The 21,800-nt window shown below is 72.6% G+C and carries 17 protein-coding genes and 2 tRNA genes; 4 read left to right on the forward strand and 15 right to left on the reverse strand.

The window, feature by feature from the left end; translation table 11 throughout:
• Positions 1–30 precede the first annotated feature (30 nt).
• The 3 genes from ACIOSR_RS06585 to ACIOSR_RS06595 form a co-directional block, all read right to left on the reverse strand.
• Positions 31–1,944 carry an amino acid transporter gene (locus ACIOSR_RS06585; protein ID WP_402752209.1) on the reverse strand — a complete coding sequence of 638 codons (1,914 nt, stop codon included), beginning with the start codon at positions 1,942–1,944 and terminating at the stop codon, positions 31–33.
• Between the two features lie 197 nt (positions 1,945–2,141).
• Positions 2,142–2,921, reverse strand: coding sequence for a response regulator (locus ACIOSR_RS06590; RefSeq protein WP_402752210.1), 780 nt, complete (start codon positions 2,919–2,921; stop codon positions 2,142–2,144).
• A gap of 5 nt (positions 2,922–2,926) precedes the next feature.
• Positions 2,927–5,494 carry an ATP-binding protein gene (locus ACIOSR_RS06595; RefSeq protein ID WP_402752143.1) on the reverse strand — a complete coding sequence of 856 codons (2,568 nt, stop codon included), beginning with the start codon at positions 5,492–5,494 and terminating at the stop codon, positions 2,927–2,929.
• Between the two features lie 302 nt (positions 5,495–5,796).
• On the opposite strand from ACIOSR_RS06595, the gene ACIOSR_RS06600 reads away from it, so the two are divergent.
• Positions 5,797–6,462 (forward strand): TetR family transcriptional regulator, encoded by a 666-nt coding sequence (locus ACIOSR_RS06600; protein ID WP_402752144.1) that lies wholly within the window; start codon positions 5,797–5,799, stop codon positions 6,460–6,462.
• A gap of 125 nt (positions 6,463–6,587) precedes the next feature.
• Here the strand turns inward: ACIOSR_RS06600 and ACIOSR_RS06605 are convergent, their stop codons facing one another.
• The 7 genes from ACIOSR_RS06605 to ACIOSR_RS06635 form a co-directional block, all read right to left on the reverse strand.
• On the reverse strand, positions 6,588–7,343 hold the full coding sequence (locus ACIOSR_RS06605; RefSeq protein ID WP_402752145.1) for a glycosyltransferase: 756 nt from the start codon (positions 7,341–7,343) through the stop codon (positions 6,588–6,590).
• Positions 7,340–8,722 carry a PIG-L family deacetylase gene (locus ACIOSR_RS06610; RefSeq protein WP_402752146.1) on the reverse strand — a complete coding sequence of 461 codons (1,383 nt, stop codon included), beginning with the start codon at positions 8,720–8,722 and terminating at the stop codon, positions 7,340–7,342. The genes ACIOSR_RS06605 and ACIOSR_RS06610 overlap by 4 nt, the downstream gene beginning before the upstream one ends.
• 29 nt (positions 8,723–8,751) lie before the next feature.
• The gene (locus tag ACIOSR_RS06615; RefSeq protein WP_402752147.1) at positions 8,752–9,936 is read right to left on the reverse strand and encodes an acyl-CoA dehydrogenase; all 1,185 of its coding nucleotides are present in this window, start codon (positions 9,934–9,936) and stop codon (positions 8,752–8,754) included.
• An 82-nt stretch (positions 9,937–10,018) separates the two neighbouring features.
• The gene (locus ACIOSR_RS06620; protein ID WP_159825077.1) at positions 10,019–10,351 is read right to left on the reverse strand and encodes a hypothetical protein; all 333 of its coding nucleotides are present in this window, start codon (positions 10,349–10,351) and stop codon (positions 10,019–10,021) included.
• A 165-nt stretch (positions 10,352–10,516) separates the two neighbouring features.
• Positions 10,517–10,606 (reverse strand) — tRNA-Ser (locus ACIOSR_RS06625).
• Positions 10,607–11,085: 479 nt separating this feature from the next.
• The gene (locus ACIOSR_RS06630; protein WP_173151891.1) at positions 11,086–12,468 is read right to left on the reverse strand and encodes an LCP family protein; all 1,383 of its coding nucleotides are present in this window, start codon (positions 12,466–12,468) and stop codon (positions 11,086–11,088) included.
• Positions 12,469–12,609: 141 nt separating this feature from the next.
• Positions 12,610–13,836, reverse strand: coding sequence for a glycoside hydrolase family 6 protein (locus ACIOSR_RS06635; RefSeq protein WP_402752148.1), 1,227 nt, complete (start codon positions 13,834–13,836; stop codon positions 12,610–12,612).
• Between the two features lie 301 nt (positions 13,837–14,137).
• Here ACIOSR_RS06635 and ACIOSR_RS06640 point away from each other — a divergent pair, with 301 nt between their 5' ends.
• Positions 14,138–14,437 (forward strand): hypothetical protein, encoded by a 300-nt coding sequence (locus tag ACIOSR_RS06640; protein WP_056047292.1) that lies wholly within the window; start codon positions 14,138–14,140, stop codon positions 14,435–14,437.
• Between the two features lie 136 nt (positions 14,438–14,573).
• Here ACIOSR_RS06640 and ACIOSR_RS06645 read toward each other — a convergent pair.
• The 3 genes from ACIOSR_RS06645 to serS all read right to left on the reverse strand — a co-directional run bounded on the left by ACIOSR_RS06645 (position 14,574) and on the right by serS (position 16,896).
• Positions 14,574–14,661 (reverse strand) — tRNA-Ser (locus ACIOSR_RS06645).
• A 118-nt stretch (positions 14,662–14,779) separates the two neighbouring features.
• A complete protein-coding gene (locus ACIOSR_RS06650; protein WP_371740393.1) occupies positions 14,780–15,634 on the reverse strand; it encodes an HAD family hydrolase in 855 nt (284 codons plus the stop codon).
• Positions 15,631–16,896 carry a serine--tRNA ligase gene (gene serS, locus ACIOSR_RS06655; RefSeq protein WP_402752149.1) on the reverse strand — a complete coding sequence of 422 codons (1,266 nt, stop codon included), beginning with the start codon at positions 16,894–16,896 and terminating at the stop codon, positions 15,631–15,633. The genes ACIOSR_RS06650 and serS overlap by 4 nt, the downstream gene beginning before the upstream one ends.
• Positions 16,897–16,994: 98 nt before the next feature.
• Between serS and ACIOSR_RS06660 the strand changes: the two genes are divergently transcribed.
• Complete coding sequence (locus tag ACIOSR_RS06660) at positions 16,995–18,020, forward strand: diacylglycerol kinase family protein (RefSeq protein WP_056227383.1); 1,026 nt, start codon at positions 16,995–16,997, stop codon at positions 18,018–18,020.
• Between the two features lie 51 nt (positions 18,021–18,071).
• On the opposite strand, the gene pheA is transcribed toward ACIOSR_RS06660, so the two are convergent.
• Positions 18,072–19,025: a prephenate dehydratase gene (gene pheA, locus ACIOSR_RS06665; protein ID WP_200412814.1), complete on the reverse strand. Its 954-nt coding sequence runs from the start codon at positions 19,023–19,025 to the stop codon at positions 18,072–18,074.
• A 69-nt stretch (positions 19,026–19,094) separates the two neighbouring features.
• Here pheA and pgm point away from each other — a divergent pair, with 69 nt between their 5' ends.
• Positions 19,095–20,714, forward strand: coding sequence for a phosphoglucomutase (alpha-D-glucose-1,6-bisphosphate-dependent) (pgm, locus tag ACIOSR_RS06670; RefSeq protein ID WP_056047304.1), 1,620 nt, complete (start codon positions 19,095–19,097; stop codon positions 20,712–20,714).
• Between the two features lie 136 nt (positions 20,715–20,850).
• On the opposite strand, the gene ACIOSR_RS06675 is transcribed toward pgm, so the two are convergent.
• The gene (locus ACIOSR_RS06675) at positions 20,851–21,660 is read right to left on the reverse strand and encodes a M15 family metallopeptidase (protein WP_402752150.1); all 810 of its coding nucleotides are present in this window, start codon (positions 21,658–21,660) and stop codon (positions 20,851–20,853) included.
• Positions 21,661–21,800: the final 140 nt, after the last annotated feature.

Below are 21,800 nucleotides of genomic sequence, written 5' to 3' on the forward strand. Positions count from 1 at the left end.
CGCGCGTGCAGAGGGTCGGGGCAGGGGCGGCTAGCTGACGTGCACGTCGGGGCGGCGGCTGCGCGAGGGCTCGGCCCGGCGCAGCACCTCGCGGGTCACCGGTGCGACCTCGCCCACCCCGGTCAGGAAGAACCGCCCCATGTTGGACAGCGGGTTGCCCTCGGTCCACTCGAAGTAGATGTCGGGCACGACGCCGGTCTCGTCGCGGACCGCCAGCAGCACGCTGGCCACGGCGTTCGGCACCGCGCCGCTCGTCGTGCGCAGCACGCGGTAGCCGTGCAGCGCGTGCCCGGTCACGACGAGGTCCTCCTCGAAGTTCGACGAGTCCCCCTTGTGCACCTCGAGGAAGATGACCGGTGAGCGCTGCGGGATGCCGCTGTACTTCCGCTCGGCCGTCAGCTTCTTCTTGTAGATCTCGGCGACCTCGCGCCCCGGCTCGTGGGCGATGACGCGGATCGTGCCGTACTCGTCGGCGTCCTCGCGCACGTATGCGAGCGCGGTGTCGTCCAGGGTGACCGAGGTCGCCCGCAGCTGGAACGACCGCTGCACGCGCGAGACGAGCGACACCGCGATGATGCCGATGATGAAGATCGCGGCGATGCGCACGCCGTCGGGACGCTCGACGACGTTGGTGATGGTCGTGTAGACGAACACGAGGGCGACGACGCCGAAGCCGATCGTGCGCTTCCGCTGGCGCGCGCGTCGCGCCGACAGCGTCACGGCCACGGAGGCGCTGGTGATCAACACGAGGACCCCCGTCGCGTAGGCCCCGCCCTGGGCGTCGACGTCCGCCTCGAACACGATGGTGATGACGAAGGCGATCACCGTGAAGACCAGCACGAGGGGACGGACGGCCCGGGCCCACTGCGGCGCCATGCCGTAGCGCGGCAGGTAGCGCGGCACGAGGTTGAGCAGCCCGGCCATGGCCGACGCCCCGGCGAACCACAGGATGCAGATGGTGCTGACGTCGTACAGCGTGCCGAAGCCGTCGCCGAGGTACTGGTGCGCCAGGAACGCCAGGGCTCGGCCGTTGGCCGACCCGCCGGCCTGGAACTCGGCCTGGGGGATCAAGAGCGTGGTGACGAAGCTCGACAGGATCAGGAACGAGCTCATGATGATCGCGGCCGTGGCGAGCAGGCGACGGGCCCCTCGGATGCGTCCCACCGGCTTGGCCGGGGTGTCGGTCGGGTCGCCGGTGATCTGGGGCATGACGGCCACCCCGGTCTCGAAGCCCGACAGGCCGAGGGCCAGCTTCGGGAAGACGATCAGGGCGATGCCGACCATGACGAACGGGTTGCCGTGCTGGATGGTCAGCGCTTCCCACCAGTTGCCGATGACCACCGGGTTCTCGCCGATGTGGAAGAGCGACACGGCGATGACGACGAGGTTGAGCGTCAGGAAGATCGCGACGAGCACGACCGCGATGCCGATCGCCTCGCGGAAGCCCCGCAGGAAGACGGCGGCGAGCAACGCGACCAACACCAGCGTCAGCGGCACCTCGGCCCCGTGGAACCACGACGGGGCGAACGGGTTCTCGACGGCGTGCGCCGTGGCGTCGGCCGCCGACAGGGTGATCGTGATCATGAAGTCCGTGGCGGCGAAGCCGAGCAGGACGAGGACGAACAGCTTGCCGCCCCACCAGGGCAGCAGGCGCTCGAGCATCGCGATCGAGCCCTCGCCGCGCGGGCTCTCGCGGGCGACGCGGCGGTAGACGGGGAGCGCGCCGAACAGCGTCAGCAGCACCAGCACGATGGTCGCGAGAGGCGAGAGCAGCCCCGCCGCGACGGCCGCGATGGCCGGTTGGTACCCGAGGGTCGAGAAGTAGTCGACGCCGGTCAGGCACATCACCCGCCACCACGAGTGCGTCTTCTCCGGGGTCTCGGCGTGCGGACCCTGGTGCGTCCCCGCGGTCTCGGTGAGGCCGTGCAGCAGCCAGCTCCGCATCCGTCGCGTGGTCGGGTGCGAGGTCGGCGGTGCGACCCTGGCGGGTGACTCGGGCTGCGCGGACACGGGTTCCTCTCGGACGTGCGGGGCGCACCGACCGGGAGGCGGGCACGCGCCCTGCAACGTTAGGCCTCGCGCGCCTCCCGGTGGTGACGTCCGGCGTTAGGAAACCGTGAGGATCCCGACGGCGACCGCGGTCACGCCTCCTCGACGACCTCTGCCCCGGCGTCGGGCACGAAGCGGTAGCCCATGCCGAGCACCGTGACGAGGTGTCGCGGTGCGGCCGGCACGGGTTCGAGCTTCTTGCGGAGTTGCGCGAAGTAGAGCCTCAGGTAGCCGGTGTCCTTCGCGTGGAAGGGGCCCCAGACCTCGGTCAGGATGGTCTCGCGCGTGATCAGCTTGTCGGGGCTGTGCAGCAACAACTCGAGGATCTTCCACTCGGTCGGCGTCAGCCGGACGGCCGTGCCGCCGCTGCCCGCGCCGCCGCCCGCACCCGCGCCGCCGCGCGCACCCGCGTCACCACCCGTGCCGCCGCCCGGACGACGGACCACGGTCTTCGCCGCGAGGTCGACCTGCACGTCGCCGAACGTGACCACGGGCTGCTCGTCGTCGGTGCCCGACGGCAACCGGCGGGTCTGCGCCCGGATGCGGGCGAGCAGCTCGTCCATCGAGAAGGGCTTCGTGACGTAGTCGTCGGCGCCCGCGTCCAACGCCTCGACCTTGTCGGCGGCGTCGGTGCGGCCCGACACGACGAGGATCGGCACGGTCGACCAGCCGCGCAGACCGGTGATCACCTCGACCCCGTCGAGATGGGGCATGCCGAGGTCGAGCATGACGAGGTCGGGGTGCCGGCTGGCCGCGAGGTCGAGCGCCTCACGCCCGTCGGCGGCCGTGACGACGTCGTAGCCGCGCGCCCCGAGGGTCACCTTGAGCGCCCGCAGGATCTGCGGGTCGTCGTCGGCGATCAGGATCTTCACGGCGCTCACGTGGCCGACCGTACCCGATCGGCCTCGCCTGCCCCGCCTCGCCCGGCCTCGCCTGCCCCGCCCGCCCCGGGCACCACCGGCAGCCCGACCACCATGGTCAACCCGCCGCCGGGGGTGTCGTCGAGTGCGAGCGTGCCGCCCATCGCCTCGACGAAGCCCTTGCTGAGCGCCAGCCCGAGCCCGAGGCCCGTGCCGTTGTCGGTGTCGCCCAGCCGCTGGAACGCGACGAGGATCTCGTCCCGCCGTTCGACCGGGACCCCGGGGCCGCGGTCCACGACCCGCAGCTCGACCCGGTCGCCGAAGGCGCTCGTCGAGATGCGGACGCTCGCGTCCGGCGGCGAGTGGCGCAGGGCGTTGTCGAGCAGGTTGACGACCACGCGCTGCAACAGCACGGCGTCGGCCCGCACGGGCGGCACCGTCGCCCGCAGCGCGAGCTCGACGTCGGCCGGCCCGAGGCCGAGCTCGTCGAGGGCGCCGAGCACGACCTCGTCGACGTCGACGTCCGCGGGCGTCACGGCGAGGGCCCCGGCCTGCACGCGGCTGACGTCGAGCAGGTCGGTGACCAGGGTCGAGAGCGAGTCGAGGCTCTCGTGGGCGGTGGACAGCAGCTCGTCCCGGTCGGAGTCGCTCCAGGCGACGTCGGTCTGCCGCAGTCCGCTGACGGCGGCCGTCGCGGCGGCCAGCGGGCGACGCAGGTCGTGACCGACGGCGGCGAGCAGGGCGCTGCGCATGCGGTCGACCTCGGCGAGCGGGGCGACCTGGCCTGCGGCCCGGCTCAGCTCGGAGTGCTCGAGGGCCGCCTCGACCTGCGCCGCGACGACGTCCAGGAGGCGCCGGTCGGCCGCCTGCAGTTCGGGTCCGGTCAGCTCGAGGGTCGCGTCGGCGCCCGCGGCGATCGACGTGGTGGTCCCGGCCGGGGACCCGGCTCCGGGACGGCCGTCGCCGGCGAGCCGCGCCTCCCCGATCTCGACCCCGCCCTGGACGACGCGCACCCGGGTCATGCCCAGGGCCTCGCGGGTGCGGCCGATCAGGGCTTGCAGGGCGTCCTGGCCGCGCAGCACGCTCCCCGCGACCGTGGCGAGCAGCTCGGTCTCGGCGAGCGCCCGGGCGGCGGCACGGCTGCGGCGTGCGGCCTGGTCGACCACGTAGCTGACGATCGCGGCGTTGAGCACGTACAGCACGAGTGCCGCCAGGTGCAGCGGCTCGGCGATGGTCAGCTGGTAGATCGGCGCGATGAAGAACAGGTCGAGCGTCACGCCCGAGAGCAGCGCCGCGAGCAGGGCCGGCCAGATGCCGCCCGTGACGGCGACCACCACGACCAGCAGCTGGAAGACCAGCACGGTGCCCGCGATGCCGTCCTCCGAGCGGTGCCCGGCCAGCAGCCCGGTGAGCAGCGGCCCGGCCACGAGGGCGAGCACGAACCCGGCGATCACGCGGCGTCGCGACAGGGCCCCGCCGAGTCGCGGCAGCACCCGGTCGCGTCCGGCCGAGGAGTGGGTGACGATGTGCACGTCGATGCGTCCCGACTCGCGGATCACCGTCGAGCCGATGCCGGGCCCGGTCAACGCCGCGGCCAGGCGCCCCCGCCGGCTGACGCCGATGACGAGCTGCGAGGCGTTGACCCCGCGGGCGAAGGCGACGAGCGCGCGGGGCACGTCCGAGCCGACGACCTGGTGGTACGTGCCGCCGAGCTTCTCGACCAGGGCCCGCTGCGCCGCCAGGGCACCCGGCGCTCCCTGCCGGAGACCGTCCTGCGCACTGACGTGCACGGCGACGAGTTCCCCTCCGGAGGACCGGGCGGCGATGCGGGCGCCCCGCCTGATCAGCGTCTCGCCCTCGGGGCCGCCGGTCAGGGCGACGACGACGCGCTCCCGGGCCTCCCAGGTGCTGTCGATGCCGTGCTCGTCGCGGTACGCCTTCAGCGCGCTGTCCACCTCGTCGGCCAGCCAGAGCAGCGCCAGCTCGCGGAGGGCCGTCAGGTTGCCGAGGCGGAAGAAGTTCGAGAGCGCCGCGTCGACCCGGTCGGCCGGGTAGACGACGCCCTCGGCCAGTCGGTCCCGGAGGGCCTGAGGGGCGAGGTCGACGAGCTCCACCTGGTCGGCCGCCCGCAGCACGGCGTCGGGCACCGTCTCGCGCTGCGTCGCCCCGGTGATGCGCTCGACCACGTCGGTGAGCGAGTCGACGTGCTGGACGTTGACGGTCGAGACGACGTCGATGCCGGCGACGAGCAGGGCCTCGACGTCCTGCCACCGCTTCTCGTGGGTGGAGCCGGGGGCGTTCGTGTGGGCGAGCTCGTCGACCAGCGCGAGCTGCGGTGCCCGCGCGAGCACCGCCTCCAGGTCGAGTTCGTCCAGCGCGACGCCGCGGTGGACGACCGCCCGGCGGGGCACGACCTCGAGGTCGCCGACCAGCGCCGAGGTCGCGCGCCGCCCGTGCGTCTCGACGACGGCCACGACGACGTCGACCCCTTCGGATCGCAACCGTGCCCCTTCTTCGAGCATCGTGTACGTCTTGCCCACGCCGGGCGCCGCCCCCAGCACCACCCGCAACCGCCCTCGCTTCATGGGCTCAGCCTGTCACCCCTGCGGACCCGAGCGTGCCGGACGGGGACCACCCGCCGGGCACACGGGAACGCCCCGTGACCACGGGGGCCACGAGGCGTGTGTCTCGAGGGGACCTGGCCCCCTCCGTGGTTCAGCTGGAGGGTCGCACCCGACGCGACCCTGCGCGATCTCACAGGGGGTTGTGTGCCTGGTGCCTCTCGAGGCCGTCCGACCCGAATCGGACTCTTGCAGGATACGCGATCCGGAGGCTCCGTTGCCCATTGGGCATGGAAATTCTCAGGAAGCCCCGGCACGATGGTCCGATGCAGCAGACTCCGGCGCGTGGGGACCTCACCCGATTCGGCACGGAAGCGGTCGGCGGGCGCGACGAGAAGCGTCGGGCGACGAGCCGTGGGCTCGCCGACGCGGCCTTCCGACTGGCGACCGAGAAGGGCTTCGACGGCTTCGTCGTCGAGGACGTCACCGCTCTGGCCGGTTACTCGAGGCGCACCTTCGCGAACCACTACTCGTGCAAGGAGGACGCCGTGGCCTCGGTGCTCCTGAACAAGGCGGGCGCGGCGGTCGACGCCTCCGACCTGTCGATGCTCGCGTCCTTCCAGGGCACCGACATCGACCTGCTCGAGCTGCTGCTGCTGTCGGCCGTCGACGCCCAGCTCGTGGACTACATGATCAGCCTCCGCCACCTGCTGCGGACGCACGAACCCCTGCTGCCCTACGTGCTCGCGGTCGGCGTCCCCATGACCGAACGCGTCGGCGACGTGATCGGCCTGGCCGTCGGCCCCTCGCGGGACGACCTGACCACGTCCTTGCTGATCCACTCGACCTGGGGTGCCGTCATCGCCGTGCTGCGCGGCGTCTACGACCCCTGGGTCGACACGACCACCGACGACGAACGCGTCGACGCCCTCCGCGCCTACTGGGCGACGACGTTCGAGCGATTCCGCACGGGCTTCGGCCCCGCCGCCTGAGCCGCACCGCACCGCACAGCACGGCACCGCGTTTCGTGCTAGGCACCGGGTAGAGACGCGGCGCCGTGCACGAAACGCGGTGCGACACGCTGGGCTCGGGACGAGGAGGCGCGGTGCCGGCCTCGTCAGGCCAGCAGGTCCACGGCGAGGTAGCCGGCGTAGCCGCCCGACGTGCGTCCGTCGCGCCGTCCCGAGGTCAGCACCTCGCCGACGTCCGAGGCGACGAGCGTCGCGCCGGCGTCGCGCAGCCGGTCGACGAGGACGTTGTCCTCGTGCAGGTCGACGGGTGCGAACCCGCCGACGGACCGGTACGACGACGCCCGCACCCCGAGGTTGGCGCCGTGCACGTGGCCGTTCGGCCGCCCGGGCGTGTGCCGGGCCGTCCAGGCCGCGATCTGCCGCGGCGAGAGGTCGGCGAAGTCCGGGCGCACGGTGCCGATCACGACGTCGGCGCCCGAGGCGGCCCGGTCGAGCTGGTCGTCGATCCAGCCCGGCGGCACGACCGAGTCGGCGTCGGTGCAGGCGAGCCACACCGCGTCGAGCGGCAGGTCGTCCGAGGGCGCGCCGAGCTCGTCCAGGGCGACGTCGACGCCGACGGCCCGTGCGACGCCGACCCCGCGGGCCTCGATCTCGACGACGGTCACGCGGGCGTGCGCACGGGCGGCCGCCACCGTCCCGTCGGTGCAGGCGTCGGCCACGAGGACGACGACGACCCGCACCTCCGGATGGGTCCTGGCCGTGTGCCGCCGCGCGACGTCGACGCCGTCGAGGGCGCGCGAGACGAGTTCCTCCTCGTCGTGCGCGGGAACGACGACCGCGACGGCCCGCACGGGGCGGGCCGGGGGCAGGGCCGCAGTCGGGCGCGCGGGCGCGTCGCTCATCGCAGGCCCGTCCGCTGGGCGACCGACCGGGGGTCGCGCGAGAAGACGTCGAGCACGAAGTCGCCCTCGACGTGGTGCGAGGCCCGGTGGAGGCGCGGGTCGGCGCCCAGCCGGGCGTGGACGTCGTCCGCGCCCTGCCGGAAGTCCCCCTCGGGCTGGGTCCAGTGGCAGGCCACGACGTCGCCGTCGTCGGCCAGACCGTCGACGATCGAGTCCACCAACCGCCCGAACGCCTCCGGGGCCAGGTAGTAGCCGACCTCGCTGAGCACGACGAGGTCGAAGGTGCCCGACGGGTAGTCGGCGGCGGCGTCGGCCTGCTCGACCGTGACGTGGGGCAGGTTCGCGAGCCGCTCGCGGGCGGCCTGCACGGCGACCGACGACACGTCGAGGGCCAGCAGGCGGTCCGCCGCGGGGGCCAGGTCGCCCGTCAGCACGCCGATCGAGCAGCCCACCTCGAGCACGCGGCCGTAGCGCTCACGAGGCAGCGACGCCACGGTGAGGGCGCGCTTGCGGCGCTCGTACCAGCGCGTCGTGACCCGCCACGGGTCGGCGCGGCGGGCGTGCGTCCGGTCGAACGTCGCCTCGGTCGCCGGGACCGACGCCGCGGCGCCCGCGTCCTGGCCGCCCGCGTCCCGACCGTCCGCCTCCGACCCGGCCACGACGAAGACCTCGCGCCCGCGGGTGAAGTGCCGCTCGAACACCGGGTGCAGCACGGGTGCGTCCTCGGGTGCGGTCGAGAGGGGTCGGCGCTGCGAGACGTACGCCGCGAGGGCCGAGCGCTTCGCGGCGTCGGCGACGGCGTCCAGGGACGACAGCCGCAGGGACGGCCAGGGCACGTCGGGATGGTCGGGCGAACCCCAGTGCCACAGCCAGATCGGGTACTCGAGCACCGTCGTGCCGGCCTGGTCCGCCTCGGCCGCCAGCTCGGCGGCGATCTCGCCGAGCACGCGGTGGTCCCGATGTCCGTCGCCGCGCCAGGGCGCGACGAGCAGGCCACCGGGCCCGGGCAGCAGGGGACGCAGCAGCTCGGTGATCTCGGCACGGGCCTCGCGGACCGTCCCGTCGGCGATGCTCCAGTGCACCAGCTCGACGTCGTGACCCAGCAGGTCCACCGCGACCCGCGCCTCCTCGGCCCGCGTCGCGACGAGGTCCTCGGCGCTCGTGGTCGAGCCGGGGTGCGAGGCCGCGCCGTCGGTCACCACGACGACCGTGACCGGGATGCCGCGGGCGGCCGCGTGGGCGATGAGCCCGCCGGCGCCGAGGGTCTCGTCGTCGGGGTGGGCGGCCAGCACGACCACGCGCGACGCGCTGGTCGGGACGACGGCGCCGTCGAGCGGCGGCAGGTCGAGGAGGCGCGGGTCGGCCTCCCAGGTCTCCACCGGGGTCCCCGGCGCGCGACCGTCGAAGCTCACCACGTGGGACGTCCGTCGGCCACGGCCCGACGCAGGACCGTCTGGCCGAGCGACGCGTCGTCGCGTTCGCCGTGGTGCTGGCGGAGGTAGAGCTCGAGGTCGGCGACGCGCTTGGCGTGGGCCGCGTCGGTGGCGAGCGGGGCCGGACCGAGGGCACGGGACGCCCGCGCGAGGACCTCGTCGCAGGCGTGGGCGACGGTCCCGCGGACGCGCTTGGCCAGCAGCCGCCCGGCGTCACCGGTCGCCTCACCGGCGTCGACGAGGTCGGCGGCCTCGACCAGCGCCCGGCGGGCGTCGGCCAGTCGCGTGTCGACGAGGCCGAGGGCCTGCAGGAGGTGCGGGTCGGCAGGGCGCTCCGGCGTGCGCGACGAGGCGGTCACCGCCGCGGCCAGCAGCGTGCGGGCCACGCCGACCGCGCCGCCGTACCAGCACGCCGCGACGCCGATCCCGCCCCACGAGAAGCCGGGACGCTCGAGGTACCACCCGGGAGCGCCGACCTCGCGTGCCTCGACGTCGTCGAAGTCGACCGGGCCGGAGGGGATCTCGACGAGGCCCCTGGCGTGCCAGGCGTCCGCCGTCACGGTCACGCCCGCCTGACGGAGGTCGACCGAGAACAGGCGACGCTCGTCGCCGACCCAGGCGGTGACGAGCGCGCCGTCGAGGGTGCCCGCCAGGGAGCACCAGGGCTTCGTGCCGGCCAGCGACCACGGACCCGACCCGTCCGGGCCCCGGGTCGCCGTCAGACGGACGCCGGGCCCCTCGGCGGCGAACACGCCCCAGGTGAACGGGTCGGCGGTCCGAGCGCGCGGGGGGACGGAGGAGCGGTCGCCGTCGTCCTCGTCGGACAGGGTCTCGATCGCGGTCGCGGCGCCGACCTCGGCGTGCTGGTCGAGGATGGCGAGGGCGTCGAGGTGCGGTTCGGCCGCTCGGGCCGCACCGAGATCGTGCGCGGCGAGCGTCGCCAGGGCCTGCCAGAGGTCGGCCGTCGAGCCCAGTCCGGGCAGGGCCCCGTGTCGACCGAGCTCGACGGCGAGGTCGAGTGCGTCGCCCACCGAGGGCGCCTGACGGGATCGCAGCCCCTCGACGACGAGAGCGGTGGCCGTCCCGACGACCGGACCCGCGCCTCCCAGGGTGACCGGCTCGACGGGGTCGGTCGAGCGCGCGGGCGCGGAGGGACTCATGGTCTCGACGCTAGTCGGTCGTCCGATCGAGCGTGGGGGTTGACAACGGGGTGGACGACAGGCGTCGGGCAGTGCGGGAGGCTCAGAACTCGTCGCTGTCGAGCGGGATGCGCTCGGCCGCTTCGGCGGTCTGGGGCTCGATTCCGCGGAGGCGACCGATGCGCCCCTCGATGTCGTCGACCAGGGCGTCGTCGTCGATCTCCGCCTCGTCGGTCTGCTCTTCGGAGACCAGCATCTGGCTGGCGGGACCGAGCAGCACCTGGAACCGCTGGTGCACCCCGCCGCGATCCATGCCGGGCAGGTCGACCATGTCGGACTTGTTCTGCATCGCCAGCGCTCGCGCGTACTCGACGACGGCCGCCGCGATCGCGTCGCCGGTGACCAGGTACTCGTCGGTGTAGTGGATGCGTTTCACCCGTGGTTCTCCCTGCAGTCGAGACGACTCGTCGTCACCGATCACGCTACGCGCGACGGGGCGGGAAGGCCCCGTGCCGGGCGACGTCGGTGGGCCCTCGAGCGGGCAGAAGAAAAGCCACCCCGGAACATCTCTGGCGAGAGAGAGAACCGACGTGGCTTTCCGCGGAGCCGGTGGGATTTGAACCCACGGTTCCCACAAAGGGAACTCCACCTTAGCAGGGTGGTGCACTAGGCCGAACTATGCGACGGCTCCATGCGGCTCGCGAGCGAACGCGCAGGGACAAGCATAGCGGCCCGGAGGCCAGATGCCGAACCGGGGCCCGGCGCCGGTCGGACGTCCGGCCGGGACGGGCGTGGACAGAACCACCCGTGCCCCACCCGCTCTGGGGGGCGTGATCGGCTTGTCGGCATTTGTGCCGACACATAGAGTACCCCTGACGCCGACGACGGCCGAGGGGCCGGGGCCCGACAGCACGGGCCCGTTCACCCTTGCCGAACACGCCCCCCGACGGTCGCCGCGTCACGTGCCCCACCATCGAGCGCCGCACCCGAACGGCTGCGCCCGAGGGGCTCGCCGCCGGCACCGACGCCGGCCTCCACACCCCCCACGGTGCCGCACCCCTGATCCCGGCATCGCGGGGTTCTCATGCGTGCCGGTTCGGGCCGCCGCTTGAGGTCACCGGTCGTCCCGGCGAGCTGGTTACTCGCCGGGGCGACTTCTCGGCGGAGCGCCTAGTTCGAGCCGAACGCCACCGAGCAGGTCTGGTCGGCCGCCGTCTGGCCGGTGAGGCCCTCGATGACCTCGGTCGTCGGAGGCGTGGTCGCCGCCCCCGCGCCCGGGTCGGTGGGTGCCGCCGTGTCGGCCGGAGCAGCGGTCTGGGCGGGAGCAGCCGTCTCGGCCGGAGCGGCCGGGGCCTGGGTCGCCGCCGAACCGTCACCCGTGCCGGTGTTCTCGGAGCCGATGCCGGTGCTGCCCTCGGGGATCGAGAACGGGACGTCGTTCGCGATCGCGTCGAAGAGCTGGGTCGCCACGGCCTCGTCGGGCTGCACCTTGTTCTCGTAGACGCCCGACCCTCCGGTCGTGCCGGGGTACTGGACGAAGTTGACGGCGTCGAGCGGCAGGTCCCGGAGCGCGAGACCGATCTGCACCATGGTGTCGATCTTGGTCAGCTGGTCGGACAGGGTCATGTTGCTCGCCGCGGCGCGGGCCAACGAGTAGAGCTTCGTGGGGTTGCTGAGGGTGTCGGCGCTCTTCACCGTCCGCAACAGCGACGAGAGGTAGACCTGCTGGCTGCTGATGCGGCCGAGGTCGGACCCGTCGCCCACGCCGTGGCGGGTGCGCAGGAAGGCCAGGGCGTCGGCACCCGAGAGCACGGTCTCGCCGGCCGGGATGTCGAGACCCGTGTAGCGGTCCTTGATGGGCGTGGCGGCACAGACGGGGACGCCGCCGATGGCGTTCGACATCTCGATGACGCCGTTGAACGAGATCATGCCCGCGAAGGGGATGTCGAGACCGGTCAGGCTCGAGACGGTCGAGGCGACGCAGCTCAGCCCGCCGTACGAGTAGGCCTCGTTGATGGGTCGGGCCGACATCGCCGAGTAGTACCCCGAGCCGTCCTCCTTCGCGCACGACGGGATCGGCACGACCATGTCGCGGGGGATGCTGACGGCGGTCGCGTTGGTGTGGTCGGCCGACACGTGGAGCAGGATGTTGACGTCGTTCAGGGTCGCGTCCCGCTCGCCGAACGCCCCCTGGTCCTGGCTGGCGTCGTTGTCGGTCCCGACGACGAGGATGTTGAAGCCGCCTTCGTACTCGCTGATCGACGGCGGAGCGGGCTTGGTGGTCTCGCCCTGGGCCGCCTGCAGCTCGACCCCGTCACCGAGGTCGCTGCGCACCTGGTACGCCGCGATGGCGCCGACCGAGGCTCCGCTCACGAGCAGGACGGCCACCGAGGCGGCCACCACCTTCGTGACGGCCCGCACCGCGCCTCCGCTCTTGAGCCGGCCGTGTCGGGCGACTCCCGTCGTCGCGGGGGCGGAACGGCGTCCGGAGGCGGTCGCCTCGGGTCGGGCAGCTCGTCGGCCACGGCCGGATCGGTCGCGAAGGTCGCTCACGCGGTGTCCTCTCGGTCATCGAGGGCGACCCTCGCTCGCGCGGCCTCGGGATCGTTCGAGGATCGAGCGGGCAGAAGGGCACCGTTCGGTGTACGGGCAGATGGAGATACTACCCAGGCGGTCCTGGGCCGCTGCCGGGACTCAGCCGGTCGCACGGTTCGCGACGAGCTGGACGGCGTACGAGGCATGCCACTTGCCGGCGGCCGGTCCCCCGTTGCACTCGCCGTCGCTCGCCCCGGGCGTCTTGATCCAGAGCAGGGCGTCGAGCTTCGTCGTGCCGGTCTGCACCGAGGGCACGACCCCCAGGCCGGCCCCGGGCGCGTTGCACCACGTGCCCTTCCAGCCGCGACCGTTGCGCGACGTGTCGATCACGTACCGTGCGCCTCCCGTCGCCTGCGACACCTTCTCGGCGTAGGCACGCTCGGATTCGACCGGGTAGTAATTCGACACGTTGGTCGCGAAGCCGCGGGCACGGTCGACACCGGCCGCCTTGAGGCGCGCGGCCATGGTCTGCGGCGGCACCCAGTTCGAGTTGCCGGCGTCGAGGTAGGCCGGGACGCCCGCGTCCGCCAGGGTCGCGACGGCGGAAGCGATGGTGGCCTCCCGCCCGCTCGTCTGCTCGGGGCAGTTGCTGATGAGCGTGAGGGCGTCGGGCTCGACGACCACGACGACCCGGTGGCCCGCCAGCCGCGAGGCGACGAGGGAGTTCCAGCGCAGGTACGCCGCGTTGTCGGCCGATCCACCCGCCGAGTGGCTGCCACAGTCGCGGTTGGGGATGTTGTACGTGACGAACAGGGGGGTCGCGCCGACCTTCTCGGCGGCGGCGACGGTGCCGTCGATCTTCTTCACGAGCTGGGCGTCGGTCAGCCAGCTGCCGAGCCAGGTCGCCACCGGCTGCTTCGAGATCGTGCGGGCCGCCGCGGCCTCGGCGGTCCGACCCTCGGACGTCAGCGTGGTCGCGGCGCGCGCCGCCTCACCGGCGGGGTCGACGTACAGACCGCCCCGGAACAGCGTCGTGGTGGGCGTGGTGCGGATGGTCTGCGAGACCGCGGCGGGCGTCGTCACCGTGGGGACCGACGGGACCGACGGGACCGACGGGACCGAGGTCGAGGCCGGGTCGGGCGACACGGGCGCCCCGGTCGACCCGCGCTCCCCGCGGGAGGTGAAGGCGGCGATGGCGCGCTCGGCCGACTTGGACGACCGTGCGGGCGGGCTCGACGCCGTGGTCGGCGAGGCCGTGACCGAGGTCGACGAGGGGTCGACGGGGGCCGCGTGCGCTCGCGCAGGAGCGACCGCGAGGCCGGCCGTCAGGGCGACGGCGACGCCGAGGACGACGGCGGCGCGGGTCGTCGGGGTCATGTGGGTCATGGCTGGGGTCCTGGTGTCGAGGGGCCCGGGCGGTGTTCGGCCCACCCGGGGTGCCGACCGGTGCGGGACCGCAACGGGGGGCTCGATCAGTGCAACACGGGGGTGCCTCGGCGTTCAGTCCCTGTTCGGGGGGACGGAGCGTTCCACTTCGGGGGCCACGGGGGTCGGAGAGGGCCTCTGGCGGGGTTCCGGGCACGGCACCCGAGGCGGTCGTCACGGCGGCCCTCGCGGCGGCCGACCTGGGAGACTGGACGGGCGGTCGCGGACGCTCCCGCGCGCGCACCAGGCCCGGGAGGACCACATGAACGGCGAGACCAACCGAGACGCATGGCGGGACTCCGTCGAGACCTGGCTCAAGGGCGACGAGCGCAACGACGTCTTCGACGGCTACCTCGACTGGTACCGCGCGCCGGTGATGGCCGACACCGACGACTGGACCCGCGACTTCTTCGTGCTGCCGGCCGTCGGTTCGGACGTGCTACACAAGCACGCGGGCTTCGTCGACGGCGACGCCGCCGTCTCGGTCGACGACACCACCTGGCGCGACCTCAGCACCCTGATCGGCGAGGCCTTCGCGACCTACGCCGCCGCCAAGGCCTAGGAGGCACGGGTCGCGTCATCTGCGGAACGCGCGACCCGACTGGCGGAGGGCGTGGGATTCGAACCCCGCGGCGCGCCAGCGACGCGTCCGCCCGGTCGGCGCCCTCCAGGGCGCGGTGCGGAACGCTCGACCCGACTGGCGGAGGGCGTGGGATTCGAACCCACGAGACATCTCTGCCCACTTGTTTTCAAGACAAGCTCCATCGGCCGCTCGGACAGCCCTCCCGGTGGCCGGACGAACTACGCCGCCACGATGTGATCACTGCACCACATCTAAACGTGGCGTCGTGTTCATGTCGTGGCGGGATGCACGCATCGGGCAACCGGGGCCGAGTCTACCGGCTCAGAGCGTCGCGAGCACCTCGGCGAGCCCGTCGTCCAGGTCGCTCGACGTCTGCTCGCTGGCCACCGCGGCGACGTCGTCGGGCGCCTGGCCCATGGCCACCCCGCGACCCTCGGCCGCGGCCCAGCGCAGCATGTCGATGTCGTTGCGCCCGTCGCCGGCGGCCAGGACCTGCGACCGTGGCACGTCGAGCCACTGCCGCACGCGCTCGAGGGCGGTCGCCTTCGTGACGCCGTCCGGGGCGATGTCGAGCCAGGCCGTCCAGCCGACGTTGTAGTTCACGTGCTGGAGGCCCATGCGCTCGACGGCAGTGAGGAAGTCCTCGGTGTCGTGGTCGGGCGAGACGACGACCACGCGGGTCGCCGGCCGGCCGACGAGGTCGTCGAACTCGACCTTCTCGGCGTTCAGTGCCGCCGCCGCCGCGGGGAACGACCCGCAGTACCGCAGCAGCCCCTCTTGGTCTTCGACGGCGTACCCGGCCCCCGCGTCGGCCAGGGCCTCGCGGATCGTCGACAGCACCTGGGTCGGGTCGAACTCCTCGACGTGCACGCGGCGGTACCCCGTCGGGGCCGACTCGTCACGGCCCAGGGTGATCGCACCGTTCGCGCAGACGACGTAGTCCGAGACGAGACCGAGACGCTCCATGACCGGCAGCGTCATCGACACCGAGCGTCCGGTCGCGATCATGACCTGGTGACCCTGGTCGTGGAGGCGCGTGATCTCGCCGAGGACGCCCTCGGAGATGGTGCCGTCCTCGGGCATGATCGTGCCGTCGACGTCGAGCGCGACCAGCCAGCGGTCGGCGGCGGCCACGGGCTCGTCGCCGGGCCGGGGTGCGGCGGCGGCCTGGCTCACGCGACCGGCTCGATGACCTCGAGGCCGCCGAGGTAGCCGCGCAGCGCCTCGGGCACGACCACCGAACCGTCGGCCTGCTGGTGCGTCTCGAGGATCGCGACGAGCCACCGCGTGGTCGCGAGGGTGCCGTTGAGCGTCGCGACGGGGGCCGTCTTGCCGCTCTCGGTGCGGTAGCGGGTGTCGAGGCGGCGTGCCTGGAAGGTGGTGCAGTTCGACGTGCTGCTCAGCTCGCGGTAGGTGCCCTGCGTCGGCACCCAGGCCTCGATGTCGAACTTGCGTGCGGCGCTCGAACCGAGGTCGCCGGCGGCGACGTCGATGACGCGGTAGGTGAGGCCGAGTGCCTGCAGCATGCTCTCCTGGAACCCGACGAGGGCGTCGTGCTCGGCCTCTGCCTGGTCGGGGTGCACGTAGCTGAACATCTCGAGCTTGTTGAACTGGTGCACGCGGAGGATGCCCCGGTTGTCCTTGCCGGCGGCACCGGCCTCGCGGCGGTAGCAGGTCGACCAACCGGCGTAGCGGATCGGGCCCGCCTCGACGTCGAGGATCTCGTCGGAGTGGTAGCCGGCGAGCGCGACCTCGCTCGTGCCGGTCAGGTAGAGGTCGTCGGCGGGCAGGTGGTAGACCTCGTCGGCGTGGGAACCCAGGAACCCGGTGCCGGCCATGACCTCGGGTCGCACCAGCGTCGGGGTGATCAGCGGCGTGAACTCGTTCTCCAGAGCGAGGTCGAGGGCCATGTTCATCAGGCCGAGCTCGAGGCGCGCACCGATGCCGCGCAGGAAGTAGAAGCGCGAGCCCGAGACCTTGGTGCCGCGCTTGATGTCGATCGCGCCGAGCTTCTCGCCGAGGTCGGCGTGGTCGAGGGCCTCGAAGTCGAAGGAGGGGCGGGTGCCGTGCTCACGGAGCGTCACGAAGTTCTCTTCGCCGCCCGAGGGCACGCCGTCGATGATCAGGTTGCCGATGCCGCGCGCGGCCGTGTCGAAGACCGCATCGGCCTCGTTCGACGCGGCCTGCGCCTCCTTCACGCGGGCGGCGAGCTGCTGCGCCTGCGCGACCAGGGCCTTCTTCTCGTCTTTCGGCGCCTTGGCGACGGTCTTGCCGAAGGCGTTCTGCTCGGCGCGCAGGTCTTCGAAGGCGGCGATCGCCGCGCGGCGGGCCTGGTCGGCCGCCACCGCGTCGTCGACCAGCGACTCGGAGTCGCCCCGGGCCCGCTGGCTCTGCTTGACGAGGTCGGGGGATTCACGAAGCAACTGGGGATCGATCACCCGCCCATCCTAGGCAACGGCACCCGCGCGGCCGACGTTCTGCACAGAGCCTTCGCCTTCCCGTTACCTCACGGGGGTGCGTCCAATACGCTCGCCCCATGACCGCCACCTCCCCCTCCCCCGCCGAGCACGCCTCGGCATCCGAGCCCGAGACGGCTCGCCAGACCGCCGCGGTCGTCTACAACCCGATCAAGGTCGACCTCGACGCCATCAAGACGGCCGTCGGGCGCCACGAGTTCTCGAACGGCTGGGCCCCCACGAAGTTCTACGAGACCAGCAAGGAAGACCCGGGCGGCGAGGTGACGAAGCAGGCCCTCGCCGAGGGCGTCGACATGGTGATCGCCGCGGGTGGCGACGGCACGGTGCGTGCCGTGGCCGAGGCCCTGCAGGGCACCGACGCGTCCCTCGCCCTGCTGCCCTCGGGCACGGGCAACCTGTTGGCCCGCAACCTCGAGCTCTCGCTCGACAACCTCGACGACTCGATCGCGACGGCGTTCAGCGGTCGCGACCGAGACATCGACCTCGGCGTGGTCGACGTCGAGCGTGAGGACGGCTCGCGCGAGACCAAGGCGTTCGTCGTCATGGCGGGCGTCGGCCTCGACGCGAAGATGCTCGCGAACACGAACGACGAGCTGAAGAAGCGCGTCGGGTGGCTCGCCTACGTGGACGCCATCGCCCGCGCGCTCCGCGACGACAACAAGATCGACGTCCGGTACGAGCTCGACGACCAGGGCCGCAAGTCGATGCGCGCCCACACGATTATCGTCGGCAACTGCGGCCTGCTGCCCGCCAACATCATGCTGCTGCCCGACGCGGCGATCGACGACGGCATCTTCGACATCGTCGCCCTGCGCCCCGAGGGCTTCTTCGGCTGGGTGCAGATCTGGGTCAAGATCGTGTGGGAGAACGGCGTCATGCGCCGCACCCAGGTCGGCCGCCGCATCCTCGCCGCCAACAGCCGCGAGGTGCGCACCCTGCGCTACAACAAGGGCAAGAAGCTCGTGGTCCGACTCGACTCCCCCCAGGACTTCGAGATCGACGGCGACTCCGTCGGCAAGGTCGTCGCCCTGCGTGCGGTCGTCGACCCGGGCGGCCTGACCGTCCGCGTGCCGGCCGACGCCTGATCGGCACGGGCGACCGACCGACGGCGGCCGGTGGTCAGCGCAGGCCGCTGATCAGCGCAGGCCGCTGATCAAGCCGCGCAGCCAGTCGCGGGCGTCGACGAAGGCCTCGTCGTCGTACCGCGGCGAGACCTCGGCCGGGGCACCGTCGGCACGAGGGTACGACCCGAGGAACATCACGCTCGGGCTGAAGCGCTTCAGCCCGAGCAGGGCGTCGGCCACGCGTTCGTCGAGCACGTGCCCCTCGAGGTCGATGACGAACCGGTAGCGCCCGAGGGCGTCGCCGATCGGTCGCGACTGGATGAGGCTGAGGTTGATGCCGCGGGTCGCGAACTGCTCGAGCATGTCGACCAGGGCCCCCGAGCCGTCGGCCGGCAGCTCGACGATCAGGCTGGTCTTGTCGGCACCGGTCGCGGGCGGCACGGGCACCGTCCGGCTGACCAGCACGAAGCGCGTGACGGCCTGGTCGTTGTCGCCGATCTCGCGGGCGAGCACCTCGAGGTCGTGGTGGTCGGTGATGCCGGGAGGCGCGACCGCGGCGTCCGCGGAGCCCCCGGCGCCGCCCGGCTCGAGCAGCGAGGCGGCGGCGGCCACGTTCGACGAGGCCGGCAGGTGACCGTGGCCGGGCAGGTTGCGTTCGAGCCAGCGGTGGGTCTGCGCGTAGGCGACCGGGTGCGCGTTGACGAGCCGCACCTCCTCGATGCGGGTGCCCGGCCGGGCGACGAGCACGAAGTTGACGCGCACCAGGTACTCGCCGACGATGCGGAGGCCCGGCACCGTGGCGAGGGCGTCCTGCGTCGCACTGACCCCGCCCTCGACGCTGTTCTCGATCGCGATCATCGCGGCCGTGCTGACGCCCGAGACGACGTCGGCCAGGGCCTCGCCGACGTTGTTGACGCTCTTCCAGGTGGCCCCGACGGCCTCGGGCACCTGCTTGAGCGCCGCCTCGGTGAACGTGCCCGCGGGCCCGAGGTAGCTGTAGGTCGTCGAGGAGGCGCGGGTCGGCATGACGAGGAGCCTACTGAGAGCCGCCCGGGCACCGCGACGAAGGTCGGCGGCGGGTGCCAGGATGTCCCCATGACCGACCGTGCCGGAACCCCCGCAGAAGCCAGCGACCTGATCGACCCCGAAGAGGTCACGGCCGCGTACTACGAACTCGTCCCCGACGTCGGCGAGGTCGAGCAGAAGGTCGTCTTCGGCACCTCGGGCCACCGCGGGTCGTCGCTCGACGCCGCCTTCAACGAGACCCACATCGCCGCCATCACGCAGGCGATCGTCGAGTACCGCGCGGGCCAGGGCATCACCGGCCCGCTGTTCATCGGGCGCGACACGCACATCCTGAGCGGCCCCGCCGAGCGCACCGCGGTCGAGGTGCTCACCGGCAACGACGTGAAGGTGCTGGCCGACGCCGAGGGCGGCTACGTGCCGACGCCCGCGCTCAGCCACGCGATCCTGGTCTACAACAACGACCCCGCGAACACCGACAAGGCCGACGGCATCGTCGTCACCCCCAGCCACAACCCGCCCCGCGACGGCGGCTTCAAGTACAACCCGCCCCATGGCGGGCCGGCCGACAGCGACGCCACGAACTGGATCGCGAACCGCGCCAACGAGATCATCGCCGCCGGCAACGTCGACGTGAAGCGCGGCGTCGGCACGCCCGGCCGCCACGACTTCCTCCGCGGCTACGTGGGCGACCTCGTCAACATCATCGACATCGACGCCATCAAGAAGGCCGGCGTGAAGATCGGCGCCGACCCGCTCGGTGGTGCGAGCGTCGAGTACTGGGGCGCGATCCGTGACGTCTACGGCCTCGACCTCACCGTCACGAACCCGGGCGTCGACCCCACCTGGCGCTTCATGACGCTCGACTGGGACGGCAAGATCCGCATGGACCCGTCGAGCCCCTCGGCGATGGCCAGCGTCGTGCGCCGCAAGGACGAGTTCGACGTCCTGACCGGCAACGACGCCGACGCCGACCGGCACGGCATCGTCACGCCCGACGGCGGCCTGATGAACCCGAACCACTACCTCGCGGTCGCCATCGACTACCTCTACACGCACCGCCCCGAGTGGCGCGACGACGCGGCCATCGGCAAGACCCTCGTCTCGTCGAGCATCATCGACAAGGTCGCCGAGTCGCACGGGCGTCGCCTGTGGGAGGTCCCGGTCGGGTTCAAGTGGTTCGTCCCCGGCCTGGTGGACGGCTCGGTCGCCTTCGGTGGCGAAGAGAGCGCCGGTGCGTCCTTCCTGCGCAAGGACGGCACCGTCTGGACGACCGACAAGGACGGCATCCTGCTCGCCCTGCTCGCGAGCGAGATCATCGCCGTCACCGGCAAGACCCCCTCGCAGCTCTACGCCGAACTGGTCGAGAAGTACGGCGACCCGGTCTACCAGCGGGTCGACGCGGCGGCGACGAAAGAGCAGAAGACCCGTCTGGGCAAGCTCGACGGCGACGCCATCGAGGCGACCGAGCTCGCGGGCGACCGCATCACGGCCAAGCTCAGCAAGGCTCCGGGCAACGACGCGGCCGTCGGCGGCGTCAAGGTCGTCACCGACAAGGCCTGGTTCGCGGCCCGCCCCAGCGGCACCGAGGACGTCTACAAGATCTACGCCGAGTCGTTCGAGGGCCCCGAGCACCTCGCCCGCGTCCAGGCCGAGGCGAAGACCATCGTCGACGCCGCGCTCGGCGCCTGACCCGCGCCTCCCGCACCGCCCGGCGGGCGTGTTCGTGACGGACGGGCGACTTCGGTCGCTCGTGTCCGACGAACACGCCCGTCCTGCGGTTCGCGGGGCCGCGCGGAGGGCTGGCGGCGGCGGGCAGGCGGCAGGGTCAGCCCGCGTAGTCGGGGGCAGCCGGTAGGCCGAAGAACTCCTCGAGCGTGCTGACGCCCGTGTCGTGCATCTCGGTGGCGAGGGGCACGCCCACGTACCGGAAGTGCCACGGCTCGAAGGTGAAGCCCGTCACGGCGACCTTGTCGGCCGGGTAGCGCAGCAAGAACCCGAAGCGCCACGCGTTGGCCGCGAGCCACTGCCCCTGCGGTGTGTCCCCGAAGCAGGCCTGCAACGCGCAACTGAGCGGCACGGGGCTGATGTCGAGGGCGAGCCCGGTCTGGTGCTCGCTGAAACCCGGACGGGCGCTCTGTGCATCGGCCTGTGCCTGCCCGAGACGCTGGACCCAGCCGGCGTAGACGCTCACCTGGGTGTCGTACGAGCGGTAGGCACTCTGCACCTGGAACGCCCCGGCCCCCTCGGCCTCGCCCGCCCGGAACATCGCGACGACCGCGTCGGCGGCCTCGGCGCGGAGGGTCGGCGGGTTCTGGTGCGCCACGTCGGGCGTGACGAGGTCACCGGGGACGTAGTCGACCGGGTCGAGCGCGCGCAGCTTGTCGCTGACGACCCAGAGGCTGGCGGGGTCGTCGACCGACCGGGCCGCCTTGTCGAACGCGGGTGTCGTGGGGGACGTGGGAGGCGCCTCCTCGGTCGGGGTCGGGGTGGGGGTGAGCGTCGGCGAGACGGTCGCGGCCGAGGTGCTCGGGCTCGGCTCGGGCGCGCCCCCCGAGCACGCGGCCAGCAGGCCGGCCGAGAGGACGACGGCCAGGACGGTGGCCGCGGGGTGCGGCAGGGAGGGGCGGCGTGACATCGCGTCGAGCCTAGTCACGAGCACCGGATCGACACGGACGGACACCACGAGGGACGATTCCTCTTGTTGTCGGATGCTTGCCCGTGAAGTAACTTTGCGTACTGCGCAATTCCTCGTCGCGCCTCCCCCTTCCAGACAGA

Origin of the sequence: Frigoribacterium sp. NPDC087798 (assembly GCF_044742985.1) — a bacterium.
Taxonomy (GTDB): Bacteria; Actinomycetota; Actinomycetes; order Actinomycetales; family Microbacteriaceae; genus Frigoribacterium.